Source organism: Labrys neptuniae (genome assembly GCF_040797145.1).
Taxonomy (GTDB): Bacteria; Pseudomonadota; Alphaproteobacteria; order Rhizobiales; family Labraceae; genus Labrys; species Labrys neptuniae.
This window is the reverse complement of sequence record NZ_JBFNQD010000001.1, coordinates 395,070-412,978: the sequence shown is the minus strand read 5'-3', so window position 1 is coordinate 412,978 and position 17,909 is coordinate 395,070. Positions and strand designations below refer to the sequence as shown.

13 protein-coding genes and 1 tRNA gene are annotated in these 17,909 nt (G+C 63.2%); 9 read left to right on the top strand and 5 right to left on the bottom strand.

Annotated features, from left to right (window positions below):
• The first annotated feature begins 358 nt into the window (after nucleotides 1–358).
• Nucleotides 359–1,810: a hypothetical protein gene (locus ABXS05_RS01885; protein ID WP_367622720.1), complete on the top strand. Its 1,452-nt coding sequence runs from the start codon at nucleotides 359–361 to the stop codon at nucleotides 1,808–1,810.
• Between the two features lie 207 nt (nucleotides 1,811–2,017).
• On the opposite strand, the gene ABXS05_RS01880 is transcribed toward ABXS05_RS01885, so the two are convergent.
• On the bottom strand, nucleotides 2,018–3,382 hold the full coding sequence (locus ABXS05_RS01880; RefSeq protein WP_311938513.1) for an Nramp family divalent metal transporter: 1,365 nt from the start codon (nucleotides 3,380–3,382) through the stop codon (nucleotides 2,018–2,020).
• A 225-nt stretch (nucleotides 3,383–3,607) separates the two neighbouring features.
• On the opposite strand from ABXS05_RS01880, the gene mntR reads away from it, so the two are divergent.
• Both mntR and ABXS05_RS01870 read left to right on the top strand, forming a co-directional pair.
• Nucleotides 3,608–4,063 carry a manganese-binding transcriptional regulator MntR gene (gene mntR / locus ABXS05_RS01875; RefSeq protein WP_149255206.1) on the top strand — a complete coding sequence of 152 codons (456 nt, stop codon included), beginning with the start codon at nucleotides 3,608–3,610 and terminating at the stop codon, nucleotides 4,061–4,063.
• 328 nt (nucleotides 4,064–4,391) lie between these two features.
• The gene (locus ABXS05_RS01870) at nucleotides 4,392–7,250 is read left to right on the top strand and encodes a phosphoenolpyruvate carboxylase (protein WP_367622719.1); all 2,859 of its coding nucleotides are present in this window, start codon (nucleotides 4,392–4,394) and stop codon (nucleotides 7,248–7,250) included.
• Nucleotides 7,251–7,346: 96 nt separating this feature from the next.
• On the opposite strand, the gene ABXS05_RS01865 is transcribed toward ABXS05_RS01870, so the two are convergent.
• The 3 genes from ABXS05_RS01865 to ABXS05_RS01855 form a co-directional block, all read right to left on the bottom strand.
• The gene (locus ABXS05_RS01865; protein ID WP_367622718.1) at nucleotides 7,347–7,550 is read right to left on the bottom strand and encodes a heavy-metal-associated domain-containing protein; all 204 of its coding nucleotides are present in this window, start codon (nucleotides 7,548–7,550) and stop codon (nucleotides 7,347–7,349) included.
• 89 nt (nucleotides 7,551–7,639) lie between these two features.
• On the bottom strand, nucleotides 7,640–8,485 hold the full coding sequence (locus tag ABXS05_RS01860) for a protein-L-isoaspartate O-methyltransferase family protein (protein WP_311938403.1): 846 nt from the start codon (nucleotides 8,483–8,485) through the stop codon (nucleotides 7,640–7,642).
• A gap of 117 nt (nucleotides 8,486–8,602) precedes the next feature.
• Nucleotides 8,603–8,678, bottom strand: a tRNA-Lys gene (locus tag ABXS05_RS01855).
• 213 nt (nucleotides 8,679–8,891) lie between these two features.
• On the opposite strand from ABXS05_RS01855, the gene gnd reads away from it, so the two are divergent.
• From gnd to sseA, 5 genes are read left to right on the top strand one after another with little or no spacing between them, the layout of a single operon-like run.
• Nucleotides 8,892–9,884: a phosphogluconate dehydrogenase (NAD(+)-dependent, decarboxylating) gene (gnd, locus tag ABXS05_RS01850; protein WP_367622717.1), complete on the top strand. Its 993-nt coding sequence runs from the start codon at nucleotides 8,892–8,894 to the stop codon at nucleotides 9,882–9,884.
• Between the two features lie 3 nt (nucleotides 9,885–9,887).
• A complete protein-coding gene (gene zwf / locus ABXS05_RS01845) occupies nucleotides 9,888–11,408 on the top strand; it encodes a glucose-6-phosphate dehydrogenase (protein ID WP_311938399.1) in 1,521 nt (506 codons plus the stop codon).
• Complete coding sequence (gene pgl / locus ABXS05_RS01840; protein WP_367622716.1) at nucleotides 11,405–12,130, top strand: 6-phosphogluconolactonase; 726 nt, start codon at nucleotides 11,405–11,407, stop codon at nucleotides 12,128–12,130. The genes zwf and pgl overlap by 4 nt, the downstream gene beginning before the upstream one ends.
• A gap of 51 nt (nucleotides 12,131–12,181) precedes the next feature.
• A complete protein-coding gene (locus ABXS05_RS01835) occupies nucleotides 12,182–13,696 on the top strand; it encodes a tetratricopeptide repeat protein (protein ID WP_367622715.1) in 1,515 nt (504 codons plus the stop codon).
• A gap of 9 nt (nucleotides 13,697–13,705) precedes the next feature.
• Complete coding sequence (gene sseA, locus ABXS05_RS01830; RefSeq protein WP_367622714.1) at nucleotides 13,706–14,551, top strand: 3-mercaptopyruvate sulfurtransferase; 846 nt, start codon at nucleotides 13,706–13,708, stop codon at nucleotides 14,549–14,551.
• A gap of 93 nt (nucleotides 14,552–14,644) precedes the next feature.
• Here sseA and ABXS05_RS01825 read toward each other — a convergent pair whose 3' ends face one another.
• Nucleotides 14,645–15,799 carry a septal ring lytic transglycosylase RlpA family protein gene (locus tag ABXS05_RS01825; RefSeq protein ID WP_367622713.1) on the bottom strand — a complete coding sequence of 385 codons (1,155 nt, stop codon included), beginning with the start codon at nucleotides 15,797–15,799 and terminating at the stop codon, nucleotides 14,645–14,647.
• 679 nt (nucleotides 15,800–16,478) lie between these two features.
• Here ABXS05_RS01825 and ABXS05_RS01820 point away from each other — a divergent pair.
• Complete coding sequence (locus ABXS05_RS01820) at nucleotides 16,479–17,864, top strand: efflux transporter outer membrane subunit (RefSeq protein WP_367622712.1); 1,386 nt, start codon at nucleotides 16,479–16,481, stop codon at nucleotides 17,862–17,864.
• The last annotated feature ends 45 nt before the right edge of the window (nucleotides 17,865–17,909 follow it).

The following is a 17,909-nucleotide window of genomic DNA, read 5'->3' as shown; positions in this document are numbered from 1 at the left end:
ACGTGAAAAAGCCTTGGCCCGACGCCGCCTAGCCGGAAGGCGACACAGCAATCCTCGAAAAGCGTCGTGGCGTAAAGCATCAAGCCCGAATATTCCCTGCCCCTACCGTATCTTGTTGTCGCACTGCAGCATCGTAGCATCCCCAAACGGGCTTTGCTCGGCTCTAGTGGAGCGCCTTAACCATATTCGTGAACTTTTCAGGGCAGTGCGTCGACCCAGGCTGCATCTTCGTTAACAAATGGTTAAAGAATTTGTTTGCGCAGGCACTCCTCCGGACGCTATCTTTTCCGCTCTCGCGGCTGGATGGCCTTTTTTCACGTCACAGTGGGTGCCCGTGTAGCGTTTGGGTGGGAACGATATGGCTGAACCCCTGAAGAAAGACGAGGCTCTCGCGGCGGCTGTTCGCGAAGCATTTCAGCGCCATATGGAAAATGCGCGCTTGGCTGCGGAGGCTTTGAAGGAAAAGCAGGCCGCGGCCACGGCGCAGCGTGCTGTTTCCCCGTCCGCTCGTGATCCGCGCCTGATCGTGCCCAAGCCGGCCAATGAGGCCGGCGCTGCCGAGACAAGGGCGGTCGTCGAGACGGCCGAAGCCAAGGAAGCCAAGCCGGCGCAAGCCGAGTCGACGCAAGCAAAGTCGAACGAATCGGGGCCGGTTGAGGTCAAACCTTCTTCCCCCTCCCTCGATCATCTGGTGGCTCTGGCGTCGCCGCCGAAGGAACTTGGGACCCGCCCCACCGAGGCGCCAGTCCCGGAAGCCGAATCGAAGCCCGTACCGACACCCGAGCCTCCGTCTCCACCTGCCGCCGTGCGGGCAGATCCGGCGCCGGCAGTCGAGGACAGTGCGGACGACAACGGCTTCGATTTCGGCGAAGCACTCTTCATCGAGATCGCGCCAGAGACGGAGAAGAAGGCGCAGGTCGAACCGCCGAAGATGCCGCGTGCGGCGTCGCTGGATACGCCTGCTCCCGCTCCCGAGCAGCCAGGCCCCGAGGCCGGGCAAGCCTTCGAATTCCGTGGCCCGCCTTCGCGCGAACGGCCGCGCATGTCGACGGTAAGCGCGACGGCCGAACCGCCGCAGGATCTGGACCTGAGAAATGGCGGCAGTTCATTGGCAGCATATGCTGATGCTGGAGCGACGCCCGTTGCTCCTGCGGTCAAGGAAGAAAAACCGGTCATGCCTCAGCCAGCACCGGCGCGGAAAACCACGCGCTTCGGTGTCAATCCGGCGGCCAATGCCAATGATACGCATGTTTCCAGGCGCAATTGGGCAAAGATCAAAATTCCACCGGCCCTGATCGCCTCCGTATTGCTCGCGGCCGGCATCGCCGCAGTCGGAGCCTATTTCTGGGCCAATCCGGAGAAGCTGCAATCTTTGGGCAGTATGGTCGCGCCGCCTGCCTCGGCTCCACAGGAGACGAAGGTTGCCGCCGCACCGCCCCCGGCTGCCACGCCGGCCCCGAACGTCACGTCTCCCGCACCGGCTTCGGTGCCTGCTCCGCAGAGCGCGACGCGCAATGTCAGCACCATTGCCATTACCCTGGACGAGATCGACCAGGCCGTGCAGTCGTCGCGTGAATTGTTGGCCGGCGGTGACGTGGTCGGCGCGAGGGAGGCTCTCGAATCTTATCGAAGCGGTACCGATCCTCGCGCCTTGTTCGCTTTGGCCGAGACCTATGATCCTGCCATCGTCAAGGACGCCTCCCAGGCGAATGCGGCACAGGCAAAGGCTTTCTACGAAGCTGCTGCCAAGGCAGGCTCCCAGGATACGGCCGAGCGCCTGGCCCGCCTCGCTCTGGTTCACGCGAACTGACCTGACGCTGCCAACAGCACAATCCGCTTTGGCGCATATAGGACGAGCCTGCATAAAGTTTGGCTCACCCAACTCCGTTATTGCTTCGCTCGCAATGACGGGTCGGCCCTTACGCGCCCTGGTATGACTAGAGCGCCGGACCCGATTTCGAGATCGGACCCGACGCTGTCACAACGGCTGCGGCACTCATCATGCCTTTCGCTGGGTTCAGGCCCCCGTGAAGGTGTCCACCAGCAGCTTGATATCCAGAACCAGGATGACGCCGGCGATCATCCAGGACAGGATCGTCAGCCAGGCCGGCGTGACGAAGGCTCCCATCTTGCGCTTGTCCGAGACGAAGCGGACCAGCGGGATGATCGCGAAGGGCAGTTGCATCGACAGGATCACCTGGCTGAGCACCAGCAGCTTGTTGGTGCCCTGATCGCCGTAGAGGGCGGTGACGGCGACCACCGGCACGATGGCGATACCGCGCGTGATCAGGCGGCGGGCCCAGTCCGGGATGCGCAGGTGGAGGAAGCCCTCCATCACGATCTGGCCGGCGAGCGTGGCCGTTACCGTCGAGTTGACGCCCGAGGCCAGCAGGGCAACCGCCAGCAGCGTGGAGGCGATGCCCACACCGAGCATCGGCGACAGCAATTGATAGGCCTGCTCGATCTCCTCGACATCGGTTCGGCCATTCTGATGGAACACGGTTGCTGCCGTGATCAGGATGGCCGCGTTCACGAACAGGGCCAGCATCAGCGCTATGGTGCTGTCGGTCACGGCCCAGCGGATGGCCGAGCGCTTGCCCTCCTCCGTGCGCTCATAGGCGCGGGTCTGCACGATCGAGGAATGCAGATAGAGGTTATGCGGCATCACGGTGGCGCCGATGATGCCGATGGCGATGTAGAGAGCCTCGGGATTGGTGACGATCTTGGCCTGCGGCAGGAACCCGCCGACGATATCGTGGATTGCGGGCGCAGCCAGAACGATCTGGATGATGAAGCAGCCGAAGATCACGATCAAAAGCGCGATCACGAAGGCTTCCAGCGTCCTGAAGCCGCGCTGCATCAGCATCAGCACCAGGAAGACATCGACCGCCGTGATGATGGCGCCGTAGACCAGGGGGATGCCGAACAGGAGATTGAGGGCGATGGCCGTGCCGATGACCTCGGCGAGGTCGCAGGCGATGATCGCCAATTCGCAGGCGAACCAGAGCATGAGGTTCACCGGGCGGGAATAATGGTCGCGGCAGGCCTGGGCGAGGTCGCGCCCCGTTACGATGCCTAGCCGCGCCGCCAGGGCCTGCAGCACGATGGCCATCAGGTTCGACAGCAGGATCACGCTCAACAGCGTGTAGCCGAATTTCGAGCCTCCGGCGATGTCGGTCGCCCAATTGCCGGGATCCATATAGCCGACGGACACCATGTAACCCGGGCCGAGAAAGGCCAGGAATCGGCGCACCCACAAACCCGTCTTCGGCACGGGAATGCTGGCATTCATCGTCCCCAGACTTGGCCGCCGTTCCTCTTCGGGAGCCGCACGCCAGCCCCCCTGCTCGGCCGAGGCCGCTCCCGCACCATCCGCACTCATACCCTTCTCCACCACAACGATCCGCATCATTCCATGTCGATGAATATAGCATATGCTATACTCTAAAGATTGGTCAATGGATAAACGCCAAGGCTGTATTTCATCGCCGCCATTGATAAGGCTACGCGGATCGGGCATACCCGCAATTGCAATGCCGCAAACCCGGCTGCCAGCGATTGCTCGCCGCCTTGGGATGCACACCGGAATCAGCTTAGGAGAGCCGGCATGAAACGTTCCGCTGCGCTTTCACCCCCCGAACCGGGCCTGGTCGACGCCGTCGTCCACGTCGAGAGTTTCCGCCAAGCGCGCGAAGCCCGCCGCCTCGAACTGATCGAGGACTATGTCGAGTTGATCGCCGACCTGATCAGCGACGGCGGCGAAGCCAGGCAGGTCGATATCGCTGCCCGTCTCGGCGTGGCCCAGCCGACCGTTGCTAAAATGCTGAAACGATTGGCGGACGAGGGTTTCGTGGCCCAACGCCCCTATCGCGGCGTCTTCCTCACCGAAGCGGGCCAGGCGCTCGCCGAGGCCAGCCGTGAGCGCCATCATATCGTCGAGGCTTTCCTGCTGGCCCTGGGAATCGACGCCGATACCGCCCGGCGGGATGCCGAGGGTATCGAACACCATGTCAGCAAGGCCACCCTCGACGCCTTTTCGCGTTTCGTCAAAGCCAAGGGCTAGGGACGGTCGTCAGCCGACACCCATATTTTACCCGGGTGGAACTTCCGTTCCTCGGCGATTTCAGCCGGCACAAGTGGTGTCGGCTAGCGCGTGTGGATCGGTGCCGAATGCCGCTCGCCATAGGGCACACCCAAGCGGGAACTGCCAGCCCGCGCGCGCTTGAGCCCTGTCCTGCATGAAGGAGACTCAGCGCAATCGAAACGAACTGGCCGGCCGCGTTGATCGATTCTTTCGTTTTGGCTGTGTCTCCGGCACGATTTTTGCTCGTTTCCGATGCCGAGGTGGTTTATGGGACCGCCTGAAAAGAACCTGTCGACCGAGAACCCAGATGGATGCACCTTTGCCGGATCCTGGACCTGACGACCGTATCGTCGAGCTCGAACGTTTCTGCCGCGACAAGCTCGATAGCGCCCGCGCCAAGCTGGTTGACGAGCCGCGCTACAATCCAGTGGCCCAACTGGCCTTCGAATTGTCGCGCGAGCTTGAAGCCGGGCGCCTGACGCGGGAGGATTTCGAGGCCCTTGCCCTGCGGCTCAGCCAGGAGACCTTCGCGGCGCGCGCGGAGGCCCTGCGGGACTATGTCGGCCCGCTCGACATGGCAAGCAACCGCAAGAGCCTGCGCCGTGTGGCCGAACATTTGCTCGCAACCGGTCGCCGCGGCGTTTCGAGCGCTTCCCCGCTGGCGCGCACCCAGCTTGGCATCGTCTTCACCGGACATCCGACCTTCCTGCTTTCCAGCGCCAATCGGGCATGCCTGGCACGGATGGCCTGCGGTAGCGAGGCCACGCTGCCGGATGCGTTGATGGCACCGGACAATCCCATTACCCTGCAGGTCGAGCATGCGGCCGCCATGGTCGCCCTCGATGCCGCCAAGACGGCAATCGGTGAATTCGCTCGTATCGTCGCCGAAGTCCTGCGTGAACGGCGATCGGCGGAATGGCGGGCCGTTACAGTCGGCTATGCCGGCTTGGGTACGTGGATCGGCTATGATCTCGATGGCCGCACCGATATTCGTTGGATCGATTCCTTCCGTTTCCGCCTCGCTGAAAAGCAGCACCAGATAGATCGCTATCTCGGCGAGGTTCTGCGCATCGCCGCTCAGGTCGGGCCAGACTCCCAGACCGCCCAGCGTCTCGAAGAGCTGAGCGCTCGCATCGAGCGCACGCGTGCCTGGAATGGCGGCATTCTGGCGGCCTTCAGCCAGTCGCCGCTCGATCGTCCCGCGCTTCGGCAGGCGGCCGATCTTCTCACGGCCCGCCATCCGGATGCGGCCACCAGCGTGCGGCCCTATATTGCCCTGATCGACATCGCGATCGCTGATGCGCCGCCCGAGATCGCGCTCGACCTCGTTGCCCTGCGCAGCGAAATGCTGACCCTCGGCTTCGGGGTCGGCGAAGTGCATATGCGCATCAATGCCACGCAATTGCACAATGCAATGCGCCAGCATCTCGATATCGATTCGGAGGAAAACATCACCTCCCGCTCGATGCTGGAACGGCTGGCGACATTCATTCGCGAGGCCCAGCCGGTCTCCGTCAATTTCGGTTCGCTCGACATCGAGCAGAAGACGGCGCTGCGCCAATTCGTGCTGGCGGCGCAGATCCTCAAACATGTCGACCGGGATTCGAGCATCCGTCTGCTCATTGCCGAATGCGAGGCGCCGGCGACCGTGATGGCCGCGGTCTATTTTGCCCGCCTGTTCGGTGTCGAGGACAAGCTCGATGTTTCGCCCCTGTTCGAGACGCCGACGGCGCTGGAAGGCGCCTCGCGGTTCTTCGATGTGCTGTTCGGTATCGAGGAATACCGCCAGGCGGTGCGCCGGCGTGGCCGGCTGGCGATCCAGACCGGGTTTTCCGATTCGGGCCGATTCATGGGCCAGATTACCGCGGCGCTGGCAATCGAGCGTCTGCACGGCCAATTGGCCAGGGCCTGCGAGCGGCATCGGCTGACGGATGTCGAAGTCCTGATCTTCGACACCCATGGTGAATCGGCGGGGCGCGGCGCTCACCAGGGCAATTTCGAGGACCGAGCCTTCTATGTGATGAGCCCCTGGGCCCGCCGTGAATTCGAAAGCCGGGGCATTGCCCTCAAGCATGAGGTCAGCTTTCAGGGGGGCGATGGCTTCATCTATTTCGAAACGCCCGAACTCGCCCTCGCCTCGCTGACACGCATGCTGGAAGCCGAAGTGGCTTGGCGGGAAATGCCGGCCAGCGACGATCCCTTCTATTCCAACACCACCTTCTCCTTCGATTTCTTCCGCAGGCTTGCCTCTTTTCATAGCAAACTGCTCGATGATCATGCTTATCATCGGGCGCTCGGCTCCTTTGCCCAGGGCCTCCTGAACGAAACCGGCTCGCGCAAGTCGCGCCGGCAGTTCGACGTGTCCGGCGGCGAGGTGCATCAGGTCCGGCGTATCAGGGCCATTCCGCACAATGCCATTCTGCAGCAGCTCGGCCATCCCGCCACGGTGATCGCCGGTTTCGGCACGGCGCTGTGGGGCGACGAGGATCGGTTCATCGACACCTTCGCCAAATCGGACCGGCTGCGTCGCCTGACCTCGCACGTCGTGCACATGAAACGGCGCTCCAGCATCAAGGCGCTGGCCGCCTTCTCGACTCTGTTCGATCGTTCCTTCTGGTCGACGCGTCCCTATGCCGGCGCTGAACCGCATCTGGCGGAGCCCTGCTTGTTCATCACCCAATTGCTGGAGGATGACGACCGGGCCGTCTCGATCAACGAATTGGCGGTAAGGCTCAGGCTCGATGCCATCTCGCTGCATCGCCTGCTCGACCTTGCCGGGCAGGATCTGGGCAAGTCGATCTCCGAAAACCGCGAAAGGCTCGACATGCTGCAGGCGGTTCGACTTGCCTTGCTGCAGCACATATTGCTGATGGCCGCCCGGGTGCCGAAATTCTCCACGCGCAACGATGTCTCGCGCGAGGACATCATGGAGTTGATCTTCAGCCTGCGCATTCCCGAAGCCGTCGCGCTGCTGCGCGATGCCTATCCGGTGAATGGACTGACCATGGAAGGCTACAGTCTCGCCGAGCCTTTCACCTATCCGGGCGATGCACCGTCAAACTATGCGGCATTGACGCGCAATCTCATCGATCCGATCGAAAGAACCTATCGGACGATTCTCGCCATCGGCGCCGCCATTGCCCTCGAGTTCGGCGCGCACGGCTAGGCCGAAACGGATCGCGGCGCCGTTGCATGGCAATGTGCCCAGACGAGCCAAGGGGCCGGCCGGCGATGGCCGGCCCCTTCTCCGTCGGCCGGGCAATCAGGCCGGCAACTTCTCGCTCTCGTAACCGGCCTCGGCGATTGCAGCGCGCAATTTCGCCTCGTCGGCGGCACTTGCCACCTTGACGGTTTGCGTGCCGAGGTCGATTTCGACCGCTGCGCCGGGGTCGATCGCCTGCAACGCCCCCGTGATCGTCTTGACGCAGTGGCCGCAGCTCATTTCCGGTACTTTCAACGTGATCATGCGAGGTCTCCAATCGATGAAGACCTTGTAGGGCTTCCCATCATTGTAAGGTCAAGCGCCTTTTTGGACGCTATCATTGGTCTAGGCGATCAGGCGTTCAATGCAGCCGAGGAGAACCAAAGATCGGGATAGATGGCGATCGCGCTCTCATCCGGCGCCTTCTGCGCAAGGGGCCAAAGCGAGCGGACGGCCGAGGCCTCACGCGAGGAGCGCGGCTGGCGAATCGTGCGGATCTCCCGCGACGCGCCCGTGCACGGAATGAACCAGGATGGCATCAGTGCCTTGACGGCGAAACCAGCGGCCGTGGCCTCCACCCGCAGGGCGAGGCCGATTTCCTCACGCGGCCGCCAGGGAAAGATCAGGCGCCCCCCAGGCTGCAGCGCGGCAAGCCAGGCCAGCGGCGGGGCAACCACGCCTGCATTGACATAGATGAGATCCGAGGGCGGCAAGGCGGTGCGCGTTGCATCGGCTCGAATCACGTTGACGCCATCGAACGGCTTGAGGTTGTGCCGGGCCTGCTCGGCGAGATCCTCTTCGATCTCGAATGCCGTTACGTGCCCGCCGGGCAATGTCAGCACGGATAACATCGCAGTATAATATCCCAGGCCGGCCCCGATATGGCTGACCCTCTCCCCTGCCCTGGGAGCCACCGCCCCAAGCCATGCCGCATGCAGGGCGGGTTCGCCCGTGTTGATCTGCTTGTCCGCCTTTATGGCAATCAGACGGTTCCTGTAGAGGTGGATCGGGTCGGCATTCGGCGTTTCGACATAACCGCCATGATGAGTGGTCAGCCAGGGGCCGGGCGGCAGGAAGGCTTCGCGCGGCACGAGTTCGAATGCCCTCTCGATGCGCGGATCACCCGATCCGCTTTCCTTCAACATCGACCTGGCAAAATCGCGACGTGCCTGCTCCAGCGCGGCTTTCTCGCTGGCCATGATGTCCCTACCTGCTCTGATCCCGTTGCAAAATCTAACATTCTTTGTGCAGATAGTGCGAGCGGGATCCCGGATCGGGACAACCAGCCGTTTCATCGACAATGTTAGGAAAATCAGTGGTGAGCTCGGTGGGATTCGAACCCACGACCCCATGATTAAAAGTCACGTGCTCTACCGACTGAGCTACGAGCTCTCACCAGGCAGGACCTTGCCCTGCAATTGCGGTGTCTCTAAGCGTCATGAGCGGATGGGTCAAGCTGCCATTGCGGCGTGCCATGCAAAAATGGCGCGTCATCCCCTCGTCATGCTCATGAAGTGATGAATACATGCGCTTGCGACAGCTGAAAACGGTGCTAAGCACGTAACGGACGATAAGCTGCCGGGGGCGGCAAAAGGAGATCAGCCAATGCAATTGGGAATCATCGGCCTGGGCCGCATGGGCGGCAACATTGCTCGCCGCCTGATGAAGAACGGCCACACCACCGTCGTCTATGACCGCGCTCCTCAGGCGGTTCAGGCTCTGGTGGCCGAAGGCTCGGTTGGTGCAAGCGATCTTGCCGATCTCGTCTCGAAGCTGACGCCGCCGCGTGCCGTCTGGGTCATGCTGCCGGCGGGAGCCGTCACCCAGGGCACCATTGACCAGCTTTCGCGCCTGATGTCTCCGGGCGATGTGATCATCGATGGCGGCAACACCAATTGGAAGGACGACGTTCGCCGCGGCAAGGAACTGGCCGCCAAGGGGCTCGATTATATCGATGTCGGCACCTCCGGCGGTGTCTGGGGCCTGGACCGTGGCTATTGCATGATGATCGGCGGCAAGACCGAAACGGTCACCCGCCTCGATCCGATCTTCGCCACGCTGGCGCCGGGCATCGGCAATGTTCCGCGCACGCCGGGGCGTGACAAGCACGATCCGCGCGCCGAGCAAGGCTATATCCATGCCGGCCCGTGCGGCGCCGGACATTTCGTCAAGATGATTCACAACGGCATCGAATACGGCCTGATGCAGGCCTATGCGGAAGGTTTCGACATCCTGCGCTCGGCTGCCAATGAAGGCCGGGCCGAAGGCGAGAAATTCGATTTCAACATGGCCGATATCGCCGAAGTCTGGCGTCGCGGCAGTGTCGTCACGTCCTGGCTGCTGGACCTGACGGCGAGCGCTCTCGCCGCCGACGAGGAACTGAGCGAATATTCCGGCTTCGTGGAGGATTCCGGCGAAGGACGCTGGACGATCGAGGCGGCCATCGACCAGGCCGTACCGGCCGAAGTCCTCACCGCCGCTCTCTACACCCGCTTCCGCTCCCGCCAGGAGCACACCTATGCGGAGAAGATCCTCTCCGCCATGCGTAAGGGGTTTGGCGGTCACGTCGAACCGAAGAATTCCACGCCCAAGGCTTGAGTTATGAATGCCCACCACATCAACAAGGGCGGCGCTGCCGGCCCTTGCTGCTTCGTCGTCTTCGGCGCCAATGGCGACCTGACCAAGCGCCTGCTCGTCCCCGCCCTCTATAATCTTGCGGCCACCGGCCTGCTGCCGGAAAACTTCGCCATCGTCGGCGTGGTGCGCCGCCCCATGGCGGACGATGTCTTCCGCCAGTCCCTGGTGGACGGCCTCAAGCAGTTTGCTACCCGTCCGGTCGACCAGGCCGTCGCCGACAAATTGTTCGCCTGCGTCACCAGCGTGGTTGCCGAAGTCGAGAACCCCGATAGTTTCCGGGATCTCGCCCGGCATCTGGAAAAGGTCGAGAGCGCACGCAACACCGGCGGCAACCGCCTCTTCTACCTGGCGACGCCGCCCTCGGGCTTCGCTCCGATCACCCGGCTCCTCCAGGAGGTCGGCCTCAGCCAGGAAGTGGAAGGCGGCCCCTGGCGACGCGTCATCGTCGAAAAGCCGTTCGGCACCGACCTTGCCTCGGCCCAGGCCCTCAACCGGCAGCTCTTGAGCGTGCTGAGCGAAGACCAGATCTATCGGATGGATCACTATCTGGGCAAGGAGACGGTCCAGAACATCATGATCCTGCGCTTTGCCAACGGCCTGTTCGAGCCGATCTGGAACCGCGATCATATCGACCACGTCCAGATCAGTGTGGCCGAGACCGTCACGGTCGAGCGTCGCGGCGCCTTCTACGATGCCACCGGCGCCCTGCGCGACATGGTGCCCAACCATCTGTGCCAGCTGCTGTCGCTGGTCGCCATGGAGCCGCCGGCCCGCTACTCGGCCAATTCGGTGCGTTCGGAGAAGGCGGAGGCCCTAGCGGCAATCACCCAATACACGCCCGAACAGGCGATCCTGAACTCGGTGCGGGCCCAATATGGTCCCGGCATCATCAAGGACACGCCGATCACGGCCTATCGTGCCTCGCAGGACGTCAATCCCAAGAGCGTGACGCCAACCTTTACCGCGATCAAATTCGCCATCGACAATTGGCGCTGGGCAGGGGTGCCCTTCTATCTGCGCACCGGCAAGGCCCTCGCCAAGCGCAAGACGGAAGTGGCGATCCGCTTCAAGGACGCGCCGATCGCCATGTTCCGCGACACCGCCCTGTCCGGCATGGGTCCCAACACGCTGGTGCTCGACATCCAGCCGGAAGAAGGCATTACGCTGCATTTCAACGCCAAGGTGCCGGGTCCCAAGATCGACCTGGCCGGTGTCGGCATGGACTTCAAGTACAAGGATTATTTCGAAGCGGCCGCGAGCACGGGTTACGAAACGCTGATCTATGACTGCATGATCGGCGATGCCATGCTGTTCCAGCGCGCCGACGGGGTCGAGGCCGGCTGGGCCGCGGTGCAGCCCTTCCTCGATGCCTGGGCCAATGCCGGCGATCGGGGGCTTGCCACCTATGCTGCCGGTTCCGAAGGCCCGGCGGCAGCCGAGGTCATGCTTGCCCGCGACGGGCGCAGCTGGCGGCCAATCGCATGAGCAGCGAACGCATCATCGATGTCTCCGAGAACGCCGACGCCTTGGCCGACCGTGCGGCCGACTGGTTCGTCGCCGAACTCAAGGGACGGCCGGGGCCCATTGCCGTGGCTCTGTCCGGTGGTTCGACGCCCAAGCGCCTCTATGAGCGCCTGGCGCGCGATCCCTGGCGTTCCGCCCTGCCCTTCGAGCGCATTCATTGGTTCTGGGGCGATGAACGCATCGTTCCGGCCGACGATGCCAGGCGCAACACGCTGATGGCCAAGGCGGCTCTGCTCGACCATGTCCCGGTGCCCGCGCAGAACATTCACGAGATTGCGGCCGCGCCGACCTCGCCCGAGGCTGCGGCGCAAGCTTATGAGCAGGCGCTCAAGGCTTACTATGGCGCCCAGACGCTCGATCCGGATCGGCCACTCTTCGATATCATGCTGCTCGGTGTCGGGTCGGACGGGCATACGGCCTCCCTCTTTCCAGGCAAGCCGGCTCTGGCGGTGCGAGATCGCTGGGTCGTTCATTCCGATCCCGGCCTGGACCCCTTCGTGCCGCGGGTAACCCTGACCTTCCCGGCCATCGCCTCGAGCCGGGCCGTCGCCTTTCTCGCGGCCGGGGCCGACAAGCGCGAGACGCTCTCAAAGGTCTTTGCCGGTGCCGATCTGCCATCGGCCCATGTGGAGGCTGCCGGTCCGATCCACTGGTTCCTGGACAAGGCGGCTGTACCGGGATAACCGCCTGGCGATTTGGCTAGCGCGGTAGACGGCTTGGCTTTTGGGGGCGTGATGGCAGGAAGAATAGGCGGGGCCGCGCTGGCAGCGACGCTGGTGACGGTGCTCGCCGGGCAGGCCTCAGCGGAGATGTTTCCGATTTATCGGTCGGACGATTATTGCCTGGACACGGTCGGCCGGCCGCCGAAGGTGATGCTGGACAGCCCGGAAATGGTCGCCTGTTTCAACCGGGAATCGACGGCCTATGTCGAATTGAACGACATCTGGGCCAAGGTACCGGATGACATCCAGGGTGCCTGCTATGCGGAAGGCCGGACCAAGGTCGAAACGGGAGCTGGCTCCTACGCCAGGCATCTGGCTTGTACACAGCGTGAGATCGCCGATCGGTCCCGCCCCGGCACTGGCATGCCGGTCACCGATTGTGATCGCCTGGCTTCGCGCAACGGAAGCGACCCGCTTTCCCTCGCCCCGGGGTTCGCCATGGCGGATATCGATCATGCCAAGGCGATCTCGGCTTGTGAGCAGGCTCTGGCCGAGCGGCCGAAGGAAGGGCGGTTTGCCTATATGCTCGGGCGGTCCCTGGACGCGGCCGGGCAGTATGAGAAGGCGCGCCAATCCTACCTTCAGGCCGTCGACCTCGGCGAGAAACGGGCTTTCCTCAATCTGGGCATCCTTTCCGAGGAAGGCCGTGGCGTGGAAGCGGATTTCGCAGCGGCTGTGGCGTGGTACAAGAAGGGGGCCGATGCGGGCGAAAGCGGTTGCCAGAACAATCTTGCCGGCCTCTATCTCAGAGGCGACGGCGTCGAACAGAGCGTCGAGCAGGCCCTGGCTCTTTATCGCCAAGCCTTCGAGCATGGCGACGGCGAAGCCGCCTATAATCTAGGGGGCATGTACGAACAGGCGAATGGCGTCGCAGCCGATCCTGCCACTGCCGTAGACTACTATCGCAAGGCAGCTGCCGCCGGCAGCGCCAATGCTCAATATGAACTCGCCCAACGTCATGCCAAGGGGGATGGAGTCGAGAAGAGCGCGGCTCTTGCCGTGGTCTGGTACACCAAGGCAGCGCAACAGGGCCTGGGCTCGGCGCAGATGGATCTCGGCTATGCCTATGACGAGGGGCTGGGCCTGTCCCCCGAGCCGGCCGAGGCGGCCAAATGGTATGCCAAGGCCGCGGACAAGGGATATAACGCAGCCCGGCACAATCTGGCGTTGTTCTATGCCGAAGGCAAAGGCGTGCCGAAGGATCCAGCCAAGGCAGTTTCACTGTATCGGCAAGCAGCCGAGGATGGTTACAGTCCTTCCCAGACCAATCTTGCCGTGCAACTTGCCGATGGTACCGGTGCACCAAAGGACGAAGTCGAAGCGTTGAAGTGGTTCAAGCTGGCGGCGGAGCAGGACGAGCCGGTCGCCCAGTTTAATCTCGGTGTTTTCTATGAGGACGGACGCGGGATCCGTGCCAGCAAGAAGGACGCCATAGCCTGGTATCGCAAGGCAGCTGCCCAGGGACATGAGAAAGCCAGGTTGGCTCTCGACCGGCTCACCGGCAAGAAAACCCGCAAGAAGGCATAGGGATACACCATGACCTCCTCTCCCCATCTGGTTTCCACGACCTGGCTGGCTGCACATCTCCGCGACGAGAACTTGGCTGTGGTCGACGCCTCTTGGCACCTGCCGGCCGCCAATCGCAACGGTCAGGCCGAATTTCTGGCCGCTCATATTCCCGGTGCCGTGTTCTTCGATATCGACAAGGTGGTCGATGCGAGCAGCGGTCTGCCCCATATGCTGCCCAGTCCCGAGGTTTTCTCTGCAGCCGTCGGTGCGCTCGGCATCACCGAGAGCAAGCATATCGTCATTTATGATGGTGCCGGTCTGTTCTCGGCGCCGCGAGTGTGGTGGACCTTCCGGATCTTCGGCGCCTCCAGGGTTTCCATCCTCGACGGCGGCTTTCCGCTTTGGCAGGCCGAGAACCGTCCGGTCGAGAGCGGTGAGCCGCATCCGGTGTCGGTTCGCTTCACTGCGCGTTTCGACGGCAGCCAGGTCAAGAGCGTCGGCGAGGTCCAGGCCGCCTTGGCGGAAGGCAGCGCGGAAATCGTCGATGCCCGGCCGGCAGAGCGCTTCCGCGGCGAGGCAGCTGAACCGCGGCCGGGCGTGCGCCCGGGTCACATGCCGGGCGCCCGCAACCTTCCCTATGCCGCTCTTGTCGAAAACGGCCGCCTGGCCTCTCCAGAGACAATCAAGGAGGCGATGGCGGCGGCTGGCATCGATACCCAAAAACCGCTGGTGACGAGTTGCGGCTCAGGCGTGTCGGCTGCCATTCTGGCTCTGGCCTTCGATACGGTCGGCAAGCCTGTCGAAGGTATCTATGACGGATCCTGGGCCGAATGGGGTGCCCGGCCGGATCTGCCTTTGGCAACGGGCGGTTAAACGCGAGCGGAAACAACCTCATCCGCGCAAAAATAAAGCTCGCACAAAGGGATGTGCGAGCTTTTTGATTCTTTGGTTGATTGGCGATCCGGCCTATTGTCCAGCCATCGAAGCGGTGACGGGCGGAGTCGGCACCAGAACCGCAGGCCCGTGAGCCGGTGTCGCAGCAAAGGCCTGAGCCGTTGGCTGTACGGCCATAGACGGTTCCATCGAAGCGTCGGGCGCCTTGGCCTTCGCCAGATTGACCTGGCCGACCGAGCCGGTCGGCACCTTGCCCAGGACACCATCCGAACTGCGCGGGCGCGAGGGCGGCAGCGGCGTGAACGCCATATTGGTCAGGCCGGCCACTTCGGTCGTGGCGACGGGCGGATCCATCGGATCGGCCTGGGCAATGACCGGCGGCACCATCACCGGCTTGATCTCGGGGGCTGCAAGCCTGGAGGGCTTGGCTTCGGTTGCCGAAGCGACCTGCGTCACGGCCTTGACAGGCAGGATCGGTGTCGCAGTCGGACGCGTCGGCGGAGCCGCATCGGCGACCATGGTGTTCGGGAGGCCGGCCGGCAAGGGAGCCGGCGTACCGTCGGTCCGCAAGGTCGCCAACAGCATCTTGTTGTCGGAGCCGGATTCTGGAGCGCGACCGACATACTCGACCTTTACCCGCCCGACACCGGAACCCTTGAATTGCAGCAGGTCAGCGGCCCGGCTCGACAGGTCGATCAGGCGGCCATGTACATAGGGGCCGCGATCGTTCACGCGAACGACAATCGAGGTGCCGTTGGTCAGATTGGTGACGCGGGCATAGCTCGGCAGCGGCATGGTCTTGTGCGCGGCTGAAAGCCCCGTCATGTCGAAGCGTTCGCCAACAGCCGTCTTGCGACCGTTGAAGCCCGGGCCGTACCAGGACGCCAGACCGACGGCGGTGTATTTGGAATCATGGCTTGCCGGCACATAGCGCTTGCCGCCGATGGCATAGGGCTTGTCCGTGCCGTTCTTGCTGCGGACGGGCGGCATGGCCACGCGCGTGCCTGACGGCGGAGGCACGATGGCGGTGCTGGTGGCGGCCGCGACCTGCGTGGTGGCAGGCTTGGGGGCATAGGCCTGGTTGGGTGCAGCACAACTGGCCAATGCGGCACAGCCCATGAGAGCGACGGTCGTCTTGACGACCGCTCCGGATACCCGGGAAGGAGATGAAGTGTCGGAAATACGCAACTCGACGCGATTTGGAACAGCCGAGAGGTTTTCCGCCATCTCAGAATCCTTCTTATGGAGCGAAGAGGCGTCGTGGTCTGCGTGCGGCCATGGCGTGTCGAACACGACATGGCGGGGCGCAGTACGAGCGCATCCTGCTGTTTCATTTCGAAGCACGAAGCCGTTCTGCACTTCGTGTCCGGTGGTGGATTTCCCCGATTTCCGCCATAAAGACGCCCTGACATTGCGTCTGAATTGCGGCAAGGTTTCCAAACCGTAAACAGCCGATAGCGCAAGATCCGACAAATTGAAAGCCCCCGAATGGGCCCATGCGGCACCAGGACACCGGCCCACTCGTCGTGGCGGCCATGGTGGGGTCAATATTTTCTGAACAAAATCAGTAGGAAAAGGGCGGTTAACCAGTGCAGTCGAGCATTGTTCGATTGCCGGCAAAAAAGTTCACTTCACACAACTTTACAGAGCAGAACGACCCCCGCAAACACGGTCCTGCCATAGTCGCCGGGCCAGGTTGAGGCACACGGCATGACGGAAAGGAATCGAGGCATGGCGCTTGCCAGCAAACAGGTGCTCCCGCAACGCTCGCGCGATGCCGTCGACTTGGCTATGTGCTTGGCATGTTGGTGATTCCTGCCCTAGGGTCACTGGAACGCTCCTTTTCGAAGGCCCCATCGTGAAGTTTTCTCTTCGTCAGATGCGTACTTCAGCAACGGCAGTCGGTATGTTGCCCGGGCTTGCGGCGATCCTGGCCGGTTGCGCCGATGTTCGCCCGCTCAACCTCGCAATTGCCGTGCCGAGCGCCTATGACCAGGCTGCGAAAGCCAAGCCGACCGAGCCGCTGCGTACGGATTGGTGGCGCAGTTTCGGTTCTCCCGAACTGACGGCGCTGGTCGCGCAGGCGCAGATGGGCAATCTCGACATCGCCACCGCCATCGCCAATATCGAGCAGGCCCAGGCCGGCATTACCATTGCAAGGGCCCCCTTGTTTCCCCAGATCGATGGCGACGTCTCGGCCCAGCGGGCCCGCGCAGCCTCGTCGACAGGGCGAGTCGGACGCGGGCGCGCCACCTATGGCCTGTCGGCGAGCGCCAGCTACGAGATCGATTTCTGGGGCAAGAACAGCCAGGCCCTGGCCAGTGCCAGGTCGAGCGAGGCTGCAAGCCGCTTCGATCGCGACACGGTGGAACTGACGGCGATCGCCAATGTGGCGGATGCCTATTTTGCCATCCTCGGCGCCCAGGACAGGCTGCGCATTGCGCGCGAGAACGTCGCCAGTGCCAGCCGGATCATGACGCTGATCAACAACCAGCTCAAAGCGGGAACGGCGACGTCGCTGCAGGTCGCCCAGCAGCAGAGCCTGCTCGACCAGCAGCGCGCCAGCATCCCGCCGCTCGAATTGTCGGTAGCGCAGAACAAGGCGGCTGTCGCCTTGCTGGTCGGCAAGCCCCCGGCCCTGGTCGACATCAAGGGTGGCGGTCTCGGCCGTTTGCGCGTGCCGGTCGTCGCGGCAGGGCTGCCCTCGCAATTGCTGACGCGCCGGCCCGACATCGCTGCGGCGGAAGCCAGCCTGATGGCGTCCCATCAGGATGCGTTGTCGGCAAGAGCCGCCCAATTCCCCTCGATCTCGCTGACCGGGCAAGGCGGCGTCCAGAGCGCTGCGCTCAAGAGCCTGTTCGATCCGGCATCGGGTTTCTATTCGATCGCGGCAGGCCTGACCCAACCCATCTTCGATGGCGGAACCCTGCGCGGCAATGTCGAGCGCGCCAATGGCGTGCAGAGCGCCCAGGTTGCCGCCTACCGCAAGACGGTGGTGCAGGCCTTCGTCGATGTCGAGAACGCCTTGGCGGCCGTGCGCCTATATGCCCGCCAGGAAGCGCTGCAGCAGGCCGTGGTGGTGAGTTCGCGCAAGGCCTATGCCATCTCGGAGCAGCAGTTGCGCGAAGGCACCGTCGATCTGGTGACGGTGCTGCAGACCGAGCAAACTCTCTTCAACGCCCAGGACACGCTGGTGCAGGTGAAGCTGCTGCGTCTGCAGGCGCTGATCAACCTGCATCAGGCCTTGGGCGGCGGCTGGACCATGTCCGCCGCGCAAACGCCGCAAAATTAGGGCGTGTCGTAGTGATGCGAAATCCTGCTCGCGCCCGTTCTCGTT